14 protein-coding genes and 1 pseudogene are annotated in these 15,612 nt (G+C 70.9%); 4 read left to right on the top strand and 11 right to left on the bottom strand.

What is annotated here, in order from left to right; translation table 11 throughout:
- Window positions 1-107 precede the first annotated feature (107 nt).
- Window positions 108-1,097, bottom strand: coding sequence for a hypothetical protein (locus tag OOK38_RS30745; RefSeq protein WP_266849000.1), 990 nt, complete (start codon window positions 1,095-1,097; stop codon window positions 108-110).
- Window positions 1,098-1,356: 259 nt separating this feature from the next.
- On the opposite strand from OOK38_RS30745, the gene OOK38_RS30740 reads away from it, so the two are divergent.
- A complete protein-coding gene (locus OOK38_RS30740) occupies window positions 1,357-1,938 on the top strand; it encodes a hypothetical protein (protein ID WP_266848999.1) in 582 nt (193 codons plus the stop codon).
- A 57-nt stretch (window positions 1,939-1,995) separates the two neighbouring features.
- On the opposite strand, the pseudogene OOK38_RS30735 reads toward OOK38_RS30740, so the two are convergent.
- The 3 genes and pseudogenes from OOK38_RS30735 to OOK38_RS30725 all read right to left on the bottom strand — a co-directional run.
- Window positions 1,996-2,283: pseudogene (locus OOK38_RS30735) on the bottom strand (chloride channel protein); the annotation flags it as partial.
- A gap of 102 nt (window positions 2,284-2,385) precedes the next feature.
- Entirely contained in the window at window positions 2,386-3,399 is a 1,014-nt protein-coding gene (gene gap / locus OOK38_RS30730; protein ID WP_266848997.1) for a type I glyceraldehyde-3-phosphate dehydrogenase, read from the bottom strand.
- A gap of 33 nt (window positions 3,400-3,432) precedes the next feature.
- On the bottom strand, window positions 3,433-5,814 hold the full coding sequence (locus tag OOK38_RS30725; protein WP_266848995.1) for a phosphoketolase: 2,382 nt from the start codon (window positions 5,812-5,814) through the stop codon (window positions 3,433-3,435).
- Between the two features lie 85 nt (window positions 5,815-5,899).
- On the opposite strand from OOK38_RS30725, the gene ppk2 reads away from it, so the two are divergent.
- Window positions 5,900-6,703 (top strand): polyphosphate kinase 2, encoded by an 804-nt coding sequence (gene ppk2 / locus OOK38_RS30720; RefSeq protein WP_266755244.1) that lies wholly within the window; start codon window positions 5,900-5,902, stop codon window positions 6,701-6,703.
- A gap of 5 nt (window positions 6,704-6,708) precedes the next feature.
- On the opposite strand, the gene OOK38_RS30715 is transcribed toward ppk2, so the two are convergent.
- The 3 genes from OOK38_RS30715 to OOK38_RS30705 all read right to left on the bottom strand — a co-directional run bounded on the left by OOK38_RS30715 (window position 6,709) and on the right by OOK38_RS30705 (window position 9,593).
- The gene (locus OOK38_RS30715; protein WP_266755246.1) at window positions 6,709-7,596 is read right to left on the bottom strand and encodes a universal stress protein; all 888 of its coding nucleotides are present in this window, start codon (window positions 7,594-7,596) and stop codon (window positions 6,709-6,711) included.
- Between the two features lie 5 nt (window positions 7,597-7,601).
- Window positions 7,602-8,624: a zinc-dependent alcohol dehydrogenase gene (locus OOK38_RS30710; protein ID WP_266755248.1), complete on the bottom strand. Its 1,023-nt coding sequence runs from the start codon at window positions 8,622-8,624 to the stop codon at window positions 7,602-7,604.
- 63 nt (window positions 8,625-8,687) lie between these two features.
- Window positions 8,688-9,593 carry a universal stress protein gene (locus OOK38_RS30705; protein ID WP_266755250.1) on the bottom strand — a complete coding sequence of 302 codons (906 nt, stop codon included), beginning with the start codon at window positions 9,591-9,593 and terminating at the stop codon, window positions 8,688-8,690.
- Window positions 9,594-10,467: 874 nt separating this feature from the next.
- Here OOK38_RS30705 and OOK38_RS30700 point away from each other — a divergent pair.
- A complete protein-coding gene (locus OOK38_RS30700; RefSeq protein ID WP_266755252.1) occupies window positions 10,468-11,178 on the top strand; it encodes a hypothetical protein in 711 nt (236 codons plus the stop codon).
- A 220-nt stretch (window positions 11,179-11,398) separates the two neighbouring features.
- Here the strand turns inward: OOK38_RS30700 and OOK38_RS30695 are convergent, their stop codons facing one another.
- Window positions 11,399-11,608, bottom strand: coding sequence for a hypothetical protein (locus tag OOK38_RS30695; protein ID WP_266755253.1), 210 nt, complete (start codon window positions 11,606-11,608; stop codon window positions 11,399-11,401).
- Window positions 11,609-12,390: 782 nt separating this feature from the next.
- Window positions 12,391-12,999, bottom strand: coding sequence for a DJ-1/PfpI family protein (locus OOK38_RS30690; RefSeq protein WP_266755255.1), 609 nt, complete (start codon window positions 12,997-12,999; stop codon window positions 12,391-12,393).
- Window positions 13,000-13,115: 116 nt separating this feature from the next.
- On the opposite strand from OOK38_RS30690, the gene OOK38_RS30685 reads away from it, so the two are divergent.
- Window positions 13,116-13,553, top strand: a complete 438-nt coding sequence (locus OOK38_RS30685; RefSeq protein ID WP_266755256.1) for a hypothetical protein — start codon at window positions 13,116-13,118, stop codon at window positions 13,551-13,553.
- Between the two features lie 57 nt (window positions 13,554-13,610).
- Here the strand turns inward: OOK38_RS30685 and OOK38_RS30680 are convergent, their stop codons facing one another.
- Together OOK38_RS30680 and OOK38_RS30675 are read right to left on the bottom strand one after the other, a co-directional pair.
- Complete coding sequence (locus tag OOK38_RS30680) at window positions 13,611-13,982, bottom strand: hypothetical protein (protein WP_266755257.1); 372 nt, start codon at window positions 13,980-13,982, stop codon at window positions 13,611-13,613.
- A gap of 216 nt (window positions 13,983-14,198) precedes the next feature.
- Window positions 14,199-15,560 carry an aldehyde dehydrogenase family protein gene (locus tag OOK38_RS30675; protein ID WP_266848994.1) on the bottom strand — a complete coding sequence of 454 codons (1,362 nt, stop codon included), beginning with the start codon at window positions 15,558-15,560 and terminating at the stop codon, window positions 14,199-14,201.
- Window positions 15,561-15,612 lie beyond the last annotated feature (52 nt).

The following is a 15,612-nucleotide window of genomic DNA, read 5'->3' as shown; positions in this document are numbered from 1 at the left end:
TGGGCCGTCCGGCCCCATCATTCGCCGAACGGTCCTTCCCGTCGGTCCGGCCGTGACGAGAGGCGCCGGCCGGCTCGACACGGTGCTGGGTCCCGAGCCCGAGCGGCCTACCGTAGATCCAGACCTGGTGTGCGGCGCGGGGTGGCCGGGCCCTCGGGGCCGTATCCGAGGCGTATGAGCAGCTGTGGATGCGCGGTGTCGTCGGAAGCGGTGGCCAGCGCGTCACGCAGGTCCGCCCATTCGACTGCCTGATGCAGCAGAGACGCGCGCAGGCCGTATGCCGTCGCGACGAGCCACACGTGCTCGAGGCCCTGTCCCGCGCGCAGCCAGTCGACTCGGCGGTCGTGTTCGGTGGTCAGCAGGGCGACAACCGGGTTCGCCTCGAAAGGCCGCGCGGTGAGCCGTTCGGGATGCCGCTGTGCGCTGAAGTCGCGCAGCGGGATCCTCTCCCGGGCGTCCTGCGATCCCAGCGCCGTTCGCGGCAGACCTGCGTCGGGCGCCGGTTCCAGGTCCCGGTGCACCCAGCGTCGGACCTCGGCCGCGCGGCCCGCGTCGAGGCGGTTACGTCGCTCGGCCTCGGCGGTCAGACGCAGCATGCGGGCCGCGTCCACCTGTTCGGGGAATGTCAGAGATGCGCCTTCCTCGAGGGCCACCGCAGCGAGTTCGTCGCGCACTGCCGCGGGAAGCGGTCGGCTCGCGAAAGGGAAGCGGCTGCTGTGCCTGCGCCAGATCGCCTCATAGAGATCCGCGCTCCCCTGCTGCTCCGGCCCCTGCCTGGTGGTGAGCCCGGAGGGCCGCACCGTGGCGAGCAGGCCGGGGTCGTCGGGACCGGGCAGCAGACGTGTGACAGGTGACCAACCGAAGTGGGCGAGCGCAACCCGGAGATTGAACACGCAGGCTCCTACGGAAAGGAGCAGGGCCCGGCCCGTGGGGTCCGTGTGCCTCATGCCTCGTGCGGGATCGGCACGCACCTCGAAGGTCACTGTCTCGGAGTCCAGCCCGAAGCGCCACGGCTGGGTGTTGTGGATCGAGGGTGCGGCGACCGCGGCGGAGACACAGGTCTCCACAAGCGCGGCGCCGAAGGTCGCGTTCGTCATGATGCCCTCCTCGCGTGCGGGCGTGGGACGGCTGGTTCCGTCCTACGAGCATGGGCGCCCGCGCCTCACTCCCGGCAGGGGGCGAAAGACCTGGGCAGGGCTCCGTCGGGCCTCGCCGTCCGTTGGGCTGAACGACCCTTTCCAACCGTGGAATCGGCCCCGGTCGGCCCTGCGGCGGCACCTGCTCGGCCCATGCCGTGGCACGGCGTCGGCTGTCACCGTCGGAAGTGTCACGACGACGAGGAGGAGGTGCGGACCGATGCCCGGTGGCACGAACGTGAAGCAGCGGTTGTGGCGGTGGCGCAGCAACCCCTTGCGGCGACGCGACGACATCGTCGAGGCCTGGATCGTGCTGGCCGTGTGGATGGTTTTCGCCGTGGGAGGGTCCGTCGCCGGGCTGGTGACCGCCCATGCCGCGGACGAGGTGTTCGCGGCGCAGCGAGCCGAGCGGCAGCGCGTCCCAGCCGTGCTCCTGAACGATGTCCCCCTCAGCTTCCCCGCGATCGGCGGCACCTCCGATCGCCGGACGACAACCGTGCGCTGGACGGCCTCCGACGGCTCGACCCGCACCGGCCGAACCCAGGTGGACACCGGCCTCGAGGCCGGATCCACGGTCACGGTCTGGCAGGACGGCCACGGCCGTCTCACCTCAGCGCCGCTGAGCGCCACCGAGGCGGCGATCGAGTCGGGTCTCCTGGGCGTCGGGGCGGCGGCCGGTCTTGCCGGCCTGGTGTTCGGCGCCGGAGCGGTTGTCCGGTGGCAGCTCGACCGCCACCGCATCGACGAGTGGAGCAGGGAATGGGATCAAGTGGGGCCACGATGGGGCCACAGGACCAGCTGAACGCACGACGGATCATCCGGGCTCCAGGCCAAGAGGCGGCCTGGAGCCCTTCGTGGTGAAGATCAGGGAGCCGATGCCTGCGGCGAGCAGGCCGGGAACCAGCACGACGCCGAGCATCGGCCCGGCCAGGCCGGACGCTTCCATGAGCAGGAACGCTCCGAGCAGGGGTGAGCCCAGCAGTTCGCTGATCGCTGCGAAACTGCCCGCCGCTGCGACAACGGCGAGGGCAGTGGGAGGAGTATCGCGTTTCAGCATCCGGATCGGCTCGGCCGCCAGTCCCCCGCCGAGGGCGATGAGCGAGGCCTCCGGGCCGAGGACGGCACCGAGGCTGAGGGTGGCGAGGGCGACGCCGGGCACCGTCGTGACCGACGCCCCGGGGCCGGTCGGCACTTCTGCGACCGCCGGCAGGCCCGCTTCCGCCGCACGCGAGCCATCGGGACGCGTCCGTCAGTCGTCTGCCACGAGGGCCGTCAGGTCCAAGAGGCGGTTGGTGTAGCCCCACTCGTTGTCGTACCAGCCGAAGACCTTGGCCAGGGTGCCGTTGGCCTGGGTCAGGGCGGGATCGAAGATGCAGGACGAGGGGTCGCCGATGACGTCGCGGGAGACGATCGGCGCCTTCGTGACCCGCAGGATGCCGTTCAGCGGCCCGTCCGCGGCCGCCTCGAACACGGCGTTGATCTCGTCCACGCTCGCCTCCCGGGCGAGGACCACCGCGAGGTCGGTGAGCGAGCCGTCCTCCACGGGCACACGGACCGCGATCCCGTCCAGTGCCCCCGCCAGCTCCGGCACCACCAGGCCCACGGCTCGGGCGGCACCCGTGCTGGTGGGGATGATGCTGAGGGCTGCGGAGCGGGCCCGGCGCAGATCCTTGTGCGGACCGTCCAGCAGCGACTGGTCGTTGGTGTAGCCGTGGATGGTGGTCATCACACCACGCTCGACGCCGAAGGCGTCGTCGAGGACCTTCACCATCGGGGCGACGCAGTTGGTGGTGCAGGAGGCGGCGGAGACGATCCGGTCGCTGTTCCGGTCGTAGGCACGGTCGTTGACGCCCATCACGATGGTGGCGTCCACGCCCTTGCCGGGGGCCGACAGCAGCACGGTGTGGGCGCCGCCCTTCAGGTGCAGTGCCGCGGAGTCCCGGTCACGGAAACGCCCGGTGGACTCGATCACGATGCCGGCGCCGTAGTCGGACCAGCGCAGGGCGGCCGGGTCACGCTCGGCGGTGACGGCGATGCGCCGTCCGTCGACCGTGATGGAGCTGTCGTCGTGCTGGACGTCGCGGCCGATGCGTCCGAACGTCGAGTCGTACTCAAGCAGGTGGGCCAGGGTGGCGGGTGAGGTGATGTCGTTGACGGCGACCACCTCGACGTCCTGGGTGCCTTCCTCGGCACGGTCGAGGGCGGCTCGCAGGTAGGTGCGGCCGATGCGGCCGAAGCCGTTGATGCCGACGCGTACGGTCATGGCAGTGAGTTCCTTCCGGGAGTGAGGGGCGGGTCAGGTGCTCCAGGTCCAGTCGGCGACCTCGGGCAGATCGGTGCCGTGCTCGCGGATCCAGGCCTGGTGTCGGGTGCGCGCGTCGGCCATCTGCTGCCGTACGGCGGCGGCGCGCACCGCGAGTCCTGGAACGCGGTCGATGACGTCCATGACCAGCCGGTAGCGGTCGAGGTCGTTGCGGACGACCATGTCGAACGGCGTGGTCGTGGTGCCGGACTCTTTGTAGCCGCGCACGTGCAGGTTCTTGTGGCCGGTGCGGCGGTAGGCCAGCCGGTGGATCAGCCAGGGATAGCCGTGGTAGGCGAAGATCACCGGCTTGTCGGTGGTGAACAGGCCGTCGTACTCGAAGTCGCTCATTCCGTGCGGGTGTTCCTCGCGCGGCAGGATCCTGGTCATGTCGACCACGTTGACCACTCGGACGGCGAGGTCCGGGAGGTGTCGGCGCAGCAACTGCGCCGCGGCCAGCACCTCCTGGGTGGGTACGTCCCCGGCGCAGGCCAGGACTGCATCGGGCTCGCCGCCGTTCTCCGTGCCCGCCCACTCCCAGATCCCGGCGCCGCGGGCGCAGTGGGCGCGGGCCTGGTCCATGGACAGCCAGTCGAAACTCGGCTGTTTGCCGGCCACGATGACGTTGACGTAGTCGCGGCTGCGCAGCACGTGATCCGCGACGGACAGCAGGGTGTTGGCGTCCGGCGGCAGGTAGACGCGTACGACCTCGGGACTCTTGTTGAGGACGTGGTCGACGAATCCGGGGTCCTGGTGCGAGAAGCCGTTGTGGTCCTGGCGCCACACGTGTGAGGTGAGCAGGTAGTTGAGGGAGGCGATCGGGGCGCGCCAGGGCAGTTCGCGTGAGGTCCTCAGCCACTTGATGTGCTGGTTGACCATGGAGTCGACGATGTGCACGAACGCCTCGTAGCAGGAGAACAGACCGTGCCGGCCGGTGAGGAGATAGCCCTCCAGCCAGCCCTGGCAGAGGTGTTCGGAGAGGATCTCCATGACTCGGCCGTGCCGGTCGAGGTGTTCGTCCACCGGCAGGATCTGTGCCTGCCAGGCCTTGCCGCTGGCGCCGTAGACGGCGCCCAGCCGGTTGGAGGCCGTCTCGTCGGGGCCGACCAGCCGGAAGTCGCGGCGGTGCGAGGTCTCGCGCATGACGTGTTCGAGGAGGTCGCCCAGCACCCGGGTCGGCTCGTGCAGGGTGACGCCCGGCTTGTCGACGGGTACGGCGAACCGCTCCAGGGGCGGGAGCGGCAGATCGCGGACGAGGAGGCCGCCGTTGGCGTGCGGGGTGGCGCCCAGCCGCCGGGAGCCGTCGGGTACGCAGGCGAGCACGTCGGCCACCGGCCGTCCCTCGGCGTCGAAGAGCTCCTCGGGGCGGTAGGAGCGCAGCCAGGTCTCCAACTGCCGCAGGTGCTCAGGGTTTTCGCGGACTCCTGCCAGCGGCACCTGGTGGGCGCGCCAGGTGCCTTCGACGGGCTCGCCGTCGACCTCCGCGGGGCCGGTCCAGCCCTTCGGGGTGCGCAGCACGATCATGGGCCAGCGTGCCCGTTCGGCCACGCCCTCCTCGCGGGCGGTGCGCTGGAGCAGCGCAATCCGGTCCAGGGCCTGGTCGAACGCGGCGGCCATGGCGCGGTGCACCTGCAACGGCTCGTCGCCGGTCACATGGATCGGGTCGTGACCGTACCCCCGCAGCAGTTCGTCGAGTTCGGACTCCGGGAGCCGGGAGAGCACCGTCGGGTTGGCGATCTTGTAGCCGTTGAGGTGCAGGATGGGCAGGACGGCGCCGTCGTGGACCGGGTCGAGGAACTTGTTGGAGTGCCAGGACGCGGCGAGGGGTCCCGTCTCCGCCTCGCCGTCGCCGATCACACAGGCGACCAGCAGCTCGGGATTGTCGAAGGCGGCGCCGTAGGCGTGGGCGAGGGAGTAGCCGAGCTCGCCGCCCTCGTGGATGGAGCCGGGTGTCTCCGGCGCGACATGGCTGGGCACGCCGCCGGGGAAGGAGAACTGCCGGAACAGTTTCCCCATGCCCTCGGTGTCGCGGGACACGGTGGGATACGTCTCGCTGTAGGTGCCCTCCAGCCAGGAGTTCGCCAGCACGGCCGGGCCGCCGTGACCGGGACCCCAGACGCACAGCGCGTCCAGGCCGCGCGCCGTGACGACACGGTTCAGGTGGGTGTGGACCAGGTTGAGGCCGGGCGAGGTGCCCCAGTGGCCCAGCAGCCGGGGCTTGATGTGCTCCGGAGTCAGGGGCTCGGTGAGCAGGGGGTTGGCGAGCAGGTAGATCTGGCCCACGGCAAGGTAGTTGGCGGCCCGCCAGTGGGCGTCCAGGGTGCGCAGTTCCTCGTCGGTCAGTACGGTGCTGTCCTGGTGTTCGACCTTGGTCATGGTGACTCCGTAAGTAATCGGGGCACGTCGGCGAGGCAGGTCAACGGGACGCTTCGCGTGAGGCGTCATCGGGCGAGGAGGCGGCATGGCCGGCAAGAAGACGGCGAAGGTGCCGCTTGCGGCGTACGAGCGGGAGCTGCTCCGTCTGCAGACGGAGCTGGTCAGACTCCAGGAGTGGGTGCGCACCGAGGGCGCCCGTGTGGTGGTGGTCTTCGAGGGCCGGGACGCCGCGGGCAAGGGCGGCACGATCAAGCGTGTGGCGGAACATCTGAACCCGCGCGTCGCGCAGATCGTGGCGCTGCCCAAGCCGACCGAGCGCGAGCGCAGCCAGTGGTACTTCCAGCGGTACGTGGAACATCTGCCGGCCGCCGGGGAGATCGTGCTGTTCGACCGCAGCTGGTACAACCGCGCCGGGGTCGAGCACGTCATGGGCTTCTGCACGAAGGAGGAGTACCAGCTCTTCCTGCGGCAGTGCCCGATCTTCGAGCGGATGCTGGTGGAGGAGGGCGTGCTGCTGCGCAAGTACTGGTTCTCGGTGAGCGACGCGGAGCAGCAGAAACGGTTCCGGCGCAGGCTGAAGGACCCGACGCGGCGCTGGAAGCTCTCCCCCATGGACCTGGAGTCGATCACCCGGTGGGAGGCGTACTCCCGGGCGAAGGACGAGATGCTGGTGCACACGGACATCGCGGAGGCGCCGTGGTTCGTGGTCGAGAGCGACGACAAGCGCCGCGCCCGGCTGAACATGATCGCCCATCTGCTCGACTCCGTCCCCTACCACGAGGTGCCGCCGCCGGTCCTGGAGCTGCCCCGCCGGCCGCCGTCGAAGGGCTACGAGCGCCCGCCGCGCGATCTGCAGACCTTCGTCCCCGATCACGCGGCGAGCCTCTGAGCCGCTCATCCCCGTAGGGGCACGACGGCGACCGGACAGGCCGCGTGGTGCAGGGCAGCGTGGGCGACCCGGCCGAGCTGCATCCCGATGTGCCCGTGGCTGTCGTGCCGCCGGACCCCGACGACGAGCAGATCGGCCTCGGTGGAAGCGTCCAGCAGCAACTTGCGGGCGGTTCCCTCGGCGGTACGACGGTGCACGTCCACGGCCGGATGGTCGGCCGCGGCCCCGCTCAGTGCCTCGTCCAGGATGTCCATCGCCCGCTGTTCGTGCGTCCGGGTGGGCTCGCCCTTCACCGGCGGGTGGTCGGTCGTCTCGTGCGCGGGGCTCCGCCAGGCCCGTACGGCTTCCAGCGGGACTCCGCGTTCCGCCGCCTCCCGGAACGCGAAGCGGGTGGCCGCCTCACCCTGCGAGGGATCCCCGACCCCGAGGACGACCCGCCGGTACCGGCCGGCCCTGGCCTGGTTGTCGTGGCCGCCCCGCAGCACGATCACGGGGCAGTGGGCGCGGGCGGCGACCGTGAGGCTCACCGACCCCAGGAGCCTTTCGGCGATGCCGCTGCGGCCCCGCGACCCGAGCACCAGCGCGGTGGCGCCGAAGCCCTCCGTCAGCAGCATGCTCACCGCGTCCTCGGGCAGGACGTCGGTGGTGACCTTCACCCCGGCGTCGCGACGGCGGGCGCGTTCGGCGGCGGCCTCGACGATCCTGTCGGCCATGATCTGCTCCGAGGAGCGGCCCAGTCCCTCGGCGAGGGCGGCGCCTTCGTAGCGTTCCCAGAGCGAGGCGTAGACCAGACGGAGCGGCAGACCCCGCAGGGCCGCCTCGTCCGTGGCCCAGTCCACGGCGCGCATGGCGGGCTCGGACCCGTCGACACCCACGACGAGGGGCAGATCCACGGCGGTCAGCTCCCTTCGACGAAGTCGAAGACGATCCGGGCCTGGATCCGGCCGTGCAGCACCTCGTCGATGGACTCGTTGACGGCACTGAGGGGCCGGGACTCGCGGATGACCCTGGTCCTGCCCGCGGCGTGCAGGTCGAACACCTCGGCCAGGTCCTGCCGGGTACCGACGATGGAGCCGATCACGGAGGTGCCGTTCAGCACGGTCTCGAAGATCGGGACCGCGATCGTGCCGTGGGCCGGCATCGCGACCATGACGAGCTTCCCACCGCGCCGCAGCCCCTTGTACACCGCGGAGAAGGCCTCCTCGTTCACCGCGAGCGCGAGCGCGGCGTGCGCGCCGCCGTGGCGCTTGAGGACCTCGCCGGGGTCCTCCTTGCGGGCGTCGATCACGATGTCGGCGCCGAGTTCCGCGGCGAGTTCGAGTTTGTCGTCGGTGACGTCGATCGCCGCCACGGTCGCCCCGGCGATCTTCGCGTACTGCACGGCCAGGTGGCCGAGGCCGCCCACGCCGGAGATGGCGACCAACTGGCTGGGCCTCACGTCGGCGACCTTCAGGGCCTTGTACGTGGTGACGCCGGCGCAGGTGAGCGGGGCGGCGTCGAGCGGGGAGATCCCCTCGGGCACCGGCTGGGCGAAGTCGGCCCAGGCGAGCATCTTCTCGGCGTAACCGCCGTCGCACCCGTAGCCGGTGTTGATCTGCTGCTCGCACAGGGTCTCCCAGCCGGAGAGGCAGTGCTCGCAGCGTCCGCACGCGCTGCCCAGCCAGGGCACGGCGACCCGCTGCCCCATCGTCAGATGGGTGACGCCGTCGCCGAGCGCCTCGACCAGGCCGACGCCCTCGTGTCCGGGGACGAACGGCGGGGTCGGCTTGACCGGCCAGTCGCCGTGGGCGGCGTGGATGTCGGTGTGGCACAGCCCGGAGGCCTCCACCCGGATGCGGACCTGGCCGGGTCCGGGCTCGGGGTCGGGACGCTCCTCGATGACCAGCGGCTCACCGAACGCTCGTACGACTGCTGCCTTCATGGGATGACTCTCCTTGCGCGGTCGGACCGCGATCGGTGTTCGGTCGAGGGCGGCCCGTGGTGATCAGGAGTGCGGGACGACGGTGACGGGGGCGGTCGAGTGGTGCAGCACGGCGTGGGTGACCGGTCCGATGTGGGCGCCGAGCGCGGCGCGGCGGGCTCGTCGGCCCACGACGACGAGCGACGCCTCCCGGGAGGCGTCCACGAGGTGGTTGGCGGCCTTCCCGGACAGGGCGTCCTCGATGACCTCCACGGCCGGGTACTTCTCCCGCCAGGGGCGCAGTACGTCCGTCACGGCGGCGGCCTCCTGCGCGGCGAGAGCGGCGTTCATCTCCAGGTCCGGGGGCAGTCCGTACGCGATGTAGGGCGGCTCGTTCCAGGAGTGCACCACCCGCAGCGCCGTGGCGCGCAGGAAGGCCGCCTCGAAGGCGAAGCCGATCAGCGTGGCGTCCGGGCCGGTGGTGTCGAGCCCCAGCACGACGGGACGGAAGGGCGCCACGGCGGACGGTATGCCCGAGGGATCCATCAGGTGCTCGTCCGCGGCCTGTTCTCCGGCGCGTACGAACACGACGGGGCGCCCGGCGTGCGCCACGACGGCCAGGCCGACCGAGCCGACCATGAAGCCGCCCACGCCACTCAGTCCACGGGTGCCGAGGACCAGGAGTTCGGCGTCGTCCGCGGCCTTGAGCAGCGCCTCGGCGGGCCGGCCGGTGAGCTGCTCCGTCGTGACGTCGATCCCGGGGTGCCGTGCCCGTACCCCTTCGGCCGCTTCGCGCGGGATCCGCTCACTCCAGTGCTGATGGGTCTCGCCACCGAGCAGCGGGGCCTGGGCGATGGGGTCGGGCGCCGGTTCCCATACGTTGACCAGCCTGACCTGCAGTGCGCGCAGCCGCGCCTCGCGGGCGGCCCACTCGGCGGCGGCGAGGCTCTCGGACGAGCCGTCGAGACCAACGGTGACAGTGCGGGGCATGGTGTCCACCTCCTGATCGGGCGTCGGATTCCAGCGTCGGGTCGAAACGGATGCGCGAGGCAGGGGCCGCAGGTCCCCGATGGGGGCCGTTCGGCCCAAGGCGGGGCAGGGGGCCGCACACGGGTTGACGGATCGACCGGCATGCTCTCGGTGAACCGACGGCCGGGTACCGGGCGGGCACCCACTCGGCCACCCACGTCAGCCCCACCATCACCGTGCCCGCAACCGCGCGGATGCGCAGCGCGAATCCGCGATCAGGGTGAGGCCCCTGCCGGGCAGCGTGCCCGTGAAGAGCCAGTGGACCCGGGTGTCACCGGGCCGGGGCGCCTCATGGCGCTCCCCTCCCTTAGGAGCCCCTTCCCCTTCCGGCTTCCGGATCATCGAGCCGAACCGCCCGGACGTACGGGAGCCCCCGGCGGCCACGGTGGCCGGGTCGGCCCGGAGTCTCCCCAGAAAGCTGACAGGGTTCACACAACGACCATGGGGAGAGGCGACTCATGAGCCACTAAGCTGCCGCGATGTCGCCGTGCGACACAGCAACTGGCCGCGGACAAACGGGGGAAGAGACATGGCAAGCGGGGGATGGGGGCCGGGCCCGAGATCGGGACAACCCGGCGGCAACGGACCGGGCGGCCAGGGCTGGGGTCCTCCCGGGCCGCCGGCCAACAACCCTTACGGGCCACCGCCCGCCGGCGATACCTACGGTCCGCCCGCGCCGCACCCATATCCGCCGCAGAACCCGTATCCCTACGGCCGGCCGGCCCCGGTCCTCGCTCGCCCGCAGCGACGCCGCAGCCGCCTGTGGTACTTCTCCGTCCCGTTCCTCGCCGGCCTCGTCCTCCGCTCGGCGCACCGCGTCGCCACCCGCCTCTTCGTGCAGGAGGGTGACGGCCGGATCGAGGACCGCACCGTGGACCGCGTCCAGGTGGCCCGCACGGTGCTCGGCGTCGTCGCCGCTCTCACGCTGATCCTGGTCTACGGCGCGGATGCCGACCGCTGGGAGAACGCGGCGACCGAAGGCGTCGCCAACATGATCATCACCCCGGTTCTGCTGCTCTGCACCGGCCCGCTGGTCATCCTCGGCTTCATCCTGTACGCACCCTCACACCTTCGCCCGCATCTGCGCTCCCGGCTCCATGCACCGCTCAAGGCGGTCGGCTGGTACCTGCTGACGGTGCTCGTCATCGCCGGTGTCCTGTACACGACGGCCCAGGTCGCCGTCGGGGATCGGAAGGACTGGTTGGTCTATGTGTTGCTCCTCCTGTCGCTGGCCGTGATGGTGTGGGGTTTCCCCTTCTTCTTCCTGGCATCGCTGTACTCCGCCCGCAGCGCCTTCAACACCGCCCACGTCCACCCGATGCTGCCGCCCGTGCTCACCGGAGTGCTGGTGTGGGTGCTCGTGGTCTTCAACCTGATCGACAGCGGCATGCCGCAGGGTCCGCCGGTCTTCCAGTTCTGCTCCCTGCTGGGCGGGCCGCTGTCGGTGACCGCCGTATCGCTGTGGGAGCTGCGGCGGATGCGGACCCGGTTCGGGGTCACCCTCCGCGGCGGAGTGGGACCGGCCGCCCCCTCCGGCGTCCGATGAAGGCGGTGTGTTCCGGGCCTCAGGACCATGCTTGGCCAGAGGCAGTCCGCGGTTGCCCGAGGACGTGCGTGCCGGATACGTGCCAGGTCCTGCGGAGAACCACGGGGAACAGCGGGGACTGACCGCAGGTGCGACCAGGACTCCAACGCCACTCCGGCGCAGGTCAGTTCAGCACCTTCCGCCGGAGAACCCGAGCTTCCCAAGCCGACGGCCCGGCAATTCAGTACGGCCGTGGAATCTCGTGCTCGCCCAACGCGGCCTCGTACCGGGCCAGCAGAGCGTCCAGGTGCACCAGAAGTAGGCCGGCGGAGTCCCTCGCTTCCTCCAGGTCGCCGCGCTCACACGCCCCCACCACCTCGGCCATGTCGCCGCGGAGGATGTGAAGGGAGTCGCCCTGCACCAGGACCCCGGGGAACCGTCTGCCGGGCATGCGAACCACAGCATCGTTGCCGCCGTCACTGAACAGCTCTGCCTCAACGCGCTTCATCACGCCATCCAACCTGAAATCACCAGCCGACCTCGACGATGATGTAGGCGGGCGGCCTTGAGGGTCAGTGATCGCCGGACGATCACCGCAGACCAGAGGTGCCCCGCCTCCAAGTGGGGCCCCGACAAGCTACTTCGGGACGACAGAGGTCGTGGGTTCAACCCCCGGGCGGCAACTGGCGCCTTGGGCCGGCTGAGACCCTTGCGGCTTCCGCTGGCTCTTGACTACGAAGCCCCCGGTGGGGTATCGCCGTACGGGTCCGTTCCCCGCAGCCCTTTGCTCGGCCCCGCTGGTGTAATCCCACTATGGACGCAACGGTGGCAACTCTGATCGGTACCACCATCGGTACGGTCGGCGGACTGGCCGGTGGGCTCTTCACCGCCTTCCTCCAGGGCCGACAGGCACGAGCGCAGCTTGAGTTCGAAGAGCGGCGCCGCAGAGATGACCTACGGCGCGAAGCATGCAACGCCTTTGCCGACGCGGCTCACCAGTACCGGATGCACTGGTGGCACCTCAACTCCAAGTTGGGCAAGGGAAACGCCGATCGGGAGCTGTTCGACGGTACCGCCGCCCTGTGGGCTGAGGTGACGGCTGCACACAGTCGGACATCGATTGCCGGGCCGGCGGAGGTCGCGGAGGCCGCCGACCAGCTGTTGGCGCAGCTGCACGCGATGGTTCCAGTCCTCGGCGGCAAGACAGCGGCCCAGGGGCCGGTTCGCGGGGCGTCAGTGTCGTACGGCCTCGCCCGCGTGGATGGCGCGCAGGGCACGTTCGACAGTCTCCTGGTTCTCGCCGACCGGAGCCACGTAGTCGAGGACGTCGCGCGCTGCGTCCTCCCCGAGCGTCCGGGTGATCACCCACGTGGCGAGATACTGGGACGCCAGGCAGCCGCCCGCCGTGGCGATGTTCCCCTCGGCATGGAACGGCGCGTCCAGCACGGTGATGTTGCGGGCTTCCACGAAGGGCCGGCTCTTCAGGTCCGTGCAGGCGGGCATGCCGTCCAGCAACCCGAGCCGGGCGAGCACCAGCGCGCCGGAGCACTGCGCACCGATCAGCTGACGCGAAGGGTCGAGCGGCAGCCTGGAGATCAGCCGGTCGTCGGCCACCACCTCGCGCGCCTTCACCCCGCTGCCGATCAGCACGACGTCGGCCTCGGTCACGAACTCCATCGGGCGCTGGCCGGTCACCTCGACACCGTTCATGGACGCGACCACCGGCGTCGGTGTCGTGATGAAGGCCTCCAGGCCGTCCTTTCGGCACCGGTTGATCAGCGCGGAGGCGATGAAGCTGTCGAGCTCGTTGAACCCGTCAAAGGTGACCACGGCTACCCGCATGGCATCTCCTAGAAGCACGGCAATGGGGTGCAGTCTTTCAAGGCGCTGTGCCCAGTTCCCGGGCCAATCGGCAACGGGTGGCTCGTCTGCCGGCACCGCAGTCGCCGGAGCCGTGCATGGACAGGTCGATGGCGGAGCCGGACGCGTCGCAGCCGTGCCTGGACCGGCTTGATCCGGACAGCAAGAAGTGGGGCGGTCCGCCGCGCAACTGTCCGCGCGTCCGGGGAGTCGTACCCGCCGTGACCGGAACATCTACACAGCACGGCTCGGATGCAGAGTACCTCGTGCTGCGTCCGGCGGGGCCGGGGGGCTGCACGGTCGTGGTGCGGGAGACGTCGTTTCTCGTGATCGGCAATGGCGAGGCGTACGCGGTGGGGCGCTCCGGCCTGGCCCTGGGCGAGTCGGGATCCTGGACGGTCGACGACGGGTACCGGCCCGTCGGCGCGGGCGCGTACGAGTTGGACTGGGGGCGGGACGGCGGTCTTCTGCGGGTCAGCGGCACGAGCACCGATCCGGTCACCGCCGGGGGTTCGGCCGACATCGACTGCGGGTGAGGACGCGCCGACCGAGCGCGGGTGGTGAGGACGCGCCGACCGAGCGCGCGAGTTCGACTAGTCCGTGCCGGTTCCGGTCTTGTGCAGCATCCGGGCCACCAGCAGGGCGCCTCCGGCCGCCGCCCCTACCGCTCCCGCGGCCAGGAAACCGCCGGAGGAACGCCAGGACAGCACCGACCAGCGCGACTGGGCGGAGAACAACGATCCTGTGCTCAGCCACGAACCGGTCGAGATCAGTGACAGGGCGGAGCCGATCGAGCCCACCGACAGGGCACTGCCGATCGAGCCGACCGACAGGGCCGAACCCACGGAGCCCACGGACAGCACCGATCCCACGGAGCCGATCGACAGCACGGAGTCCTGTGACCACAGCGACAGCACCGAACCGGAGGAGGTATGGGGGACCGACCGTACGGGCAGCTTTGTCATGAGGCCATCCTGCCCCCTGGCCGCTCCGCCTCGGGCGGATGTTGACGGATGACGCGGGTCTCGGGTGAGGACCTTCCGGCATCTGGCTCACCGCGTGGCTCCGGAGTGACGGAGCGGGGCTCGTTCGTCCCCTTCCGGCCCAATCGGCTCAGTCGGTCGCCGGCCGCCCGGCTCCTGAACCACGTCGGCTTCTCGGCGCCCGCACCCGTCGGCCGTTCAGCCGAGCGGCTTCTCCAGTACCGCCTTGCGGTGGCTGAACGTCTCGATCGAGTAGCGGCCGTGGTAGCTGCCCATGCCGCTCTCCCCGACGCCGCCGAACGGCAGGTCGGAGACGGTCAGATGGGCGAGCGGCAGGCCGAAGCCCAGGCCGCCGGACGAGGTCTCGGCGGCGATCCTCTCCCGGGTGGTGTCCGACTCCGTGAAGACGTACAGCGCGAGCGGCTTGTCGCGGTCGTTGATGAAGCCGATGGCCTCGTCGAGGTCCGCGACGGTGACGATCGGCAGGATCGGGCCGAAGATCTCCTCCCCCATGACGGGCGACTTCGGGTCGACGTCGGCGAGCACGGTCGGCGCGATGTACTTCGCCGAGCGGTCGCTGTCGCCGCCGGTCACGGTGCGGCCGGAGGCGAGCAGCGCGGAAAGACGGTCGAAATGCCGCTCGTTGACGATCCGACCGTACGCGGCGGACTGCCGGGGCTCGGCACCGAAGAGCGCCTCGACGGCTTCGGCGAGCTTCGGCTCCAGGGCGCGGGCGGTCCCGGGGGCGGTCAGGACGTAGTCGGGCGCGACGCAGGTCTGCCCGGCGTTGAGGAACTTGCCTCGGGCGAGCCGGTCGGCGACGACGGACAGGTCGGCGTCGCGGTCGACGAACGCCGGTGACTTGCCGCCGAGTTCGAGGGCGACGGGGGTGAGGTGCTCGGCGGCGGCGCGCATCACGACGCGGCCGACCGTGCCGTTGCCGGTGTAGAAGATGTGGTCGAAACGCTCGGCCAGCAGGGCCGTCGTCTCCGGGATGCCGCCCTCGACGACGGCGACCGCGTCGGTGTCGAGGTAGCGAGGGATGAGCCGGGCGACGGCCGCGGAGGTGGCGGGGGCCAGCTCGCTGGGCTTGGCGACCACCGCGTTGCCGGCGGCCAGCGCGCCCAGCATCGGGGTCAGCAGGAGCTGGAGCGGATAGTTCCAGGGCGCGATGACGAGGACGACGCCGAGCGGGTCGTACTGCGTCCAGGCCGTGGCGTCCTCGCCGAGGTGCGCCGGGACCGGGGCGGACTCGGGGCGCAGCCAGCCGTCGAGGTGCTCCAGGGTGTGGTCGATCTCGCGCACGGTGAAGTCGATCTCGGTGCGGAAGGCTTCCGTGGAGCTCTTGCCGAGGTCCTCGTGGAGGGCGGCGGCCAGCTCCTCGCCGTGCGAGGTGAGCAGTTCGCGCAGTCGGCGCAGCTGGTCGACGCGCCAGGCGACGGGCTTGGTGCGGCCGGTGCGGAAGCCGGCGCGCAGCCGGGAGACGACGTCGGCGGGCTCTTCGGGGGTCGAGTGGTTCACGGTGCCTCGCTGGTCGGGGCGCGGACGGGGGCCGGCCACGCGGACATGCTCTGCGGTCGGACGCCTGGACCGACCACGCTGGATGTATATG

The organism is Streptomyces sp. NBC_00568, assembly GCF_026341855.1.
In the GTDB taxonomy this organism is placed as follows: domain Bacteria; phylum Actinomycetota; class Actinomycetes; order Streptomycetales; family Streptomycetaceae; genus Streptomyces.
This window is presented reverse-complemented; position numbering and strand designations above follow the sequence as displayed.

Bases quoted from the DNA above. Each gene is read 5' to 3' on its own strand.
- OOK38_RS30745 (WP_266849000.1), bottom strand. From the start codon at position 1,097: ATGACGAACGCGACCTTCGGCGCCGCGCTTGTGGAGACCTGTGTCTCC.
- OOK38_RS30740 (WP_266848999.1), top strand. From the start codon at position 1,357: ATGCCCGGTGGCACGAACGTGAAGCAGCGGTTGTGGCGGTGGCGCAGC.
- gap (WP_266848997.1), bottom strand. From the start codon at position 3,399: ATGACCGTACGCGTCGGCATCAACGGCTTCGGCCGCATCGGCCGCACC.
- OOK38_RS30725 (WP_266848995.1), bottom strand. From the start codon at position 5,814: ATGACCAAGGTCGAACACCAGGACAGCACCGTACTGACCGACGAGGAA.
- ppk2 (WP_266755244.1), top strand. From the start codon at position 5,900: ATGGCCGGCAAGAAGACGGCGAAGGTGCCGCTTGCGGCGTACGAGCGG.
- OOK38_RS30710 (WP_266755248.1), bottom strand. From the start codon at position 8,624: ATGAAGGCAGCAGTCGTACGAGCGTTCGGTGAGCCGCTGGTCATCGAG.
- OOK38_RS30705 (WP_266755250.1), bottom strand. From the start codon at position 9,593: ATGCCCCGCACTGTCACCGTTGGTCTCGACGGCTCGTCCGAGAGCCTC.
- OOK38_RS30695 (WP_266755253.1), bottom strand. From the start codon at position 11,608: ATGCCCGGCAGACGGTTCCCCGGGGTCCTGGTGCAGGGCGACTCCCTT.
- OOK38_RS30690 (WP_266755255.1), bottom strand. From the start codon at position 12,999: ATGCGGGTAGCCGTGGTCACCTTTGACGGGTTCAACGAGCTCGACAGC.
- OOK38_RS30685 (WP_266755256.1), top strand. From the start codon at position 13,116: ATGGACAGGTCGATGGCGGAGCCGGACGCGTCGCAGCCGTGCCTGGAC.
- OOK38_RS30680 (WP_266755257.1), bottom strand. From the start codon at position 13,982: ATGACAAAGCTGCCCGTACGGTCGGTCCCCCATACCTCCTCCGGTTCG.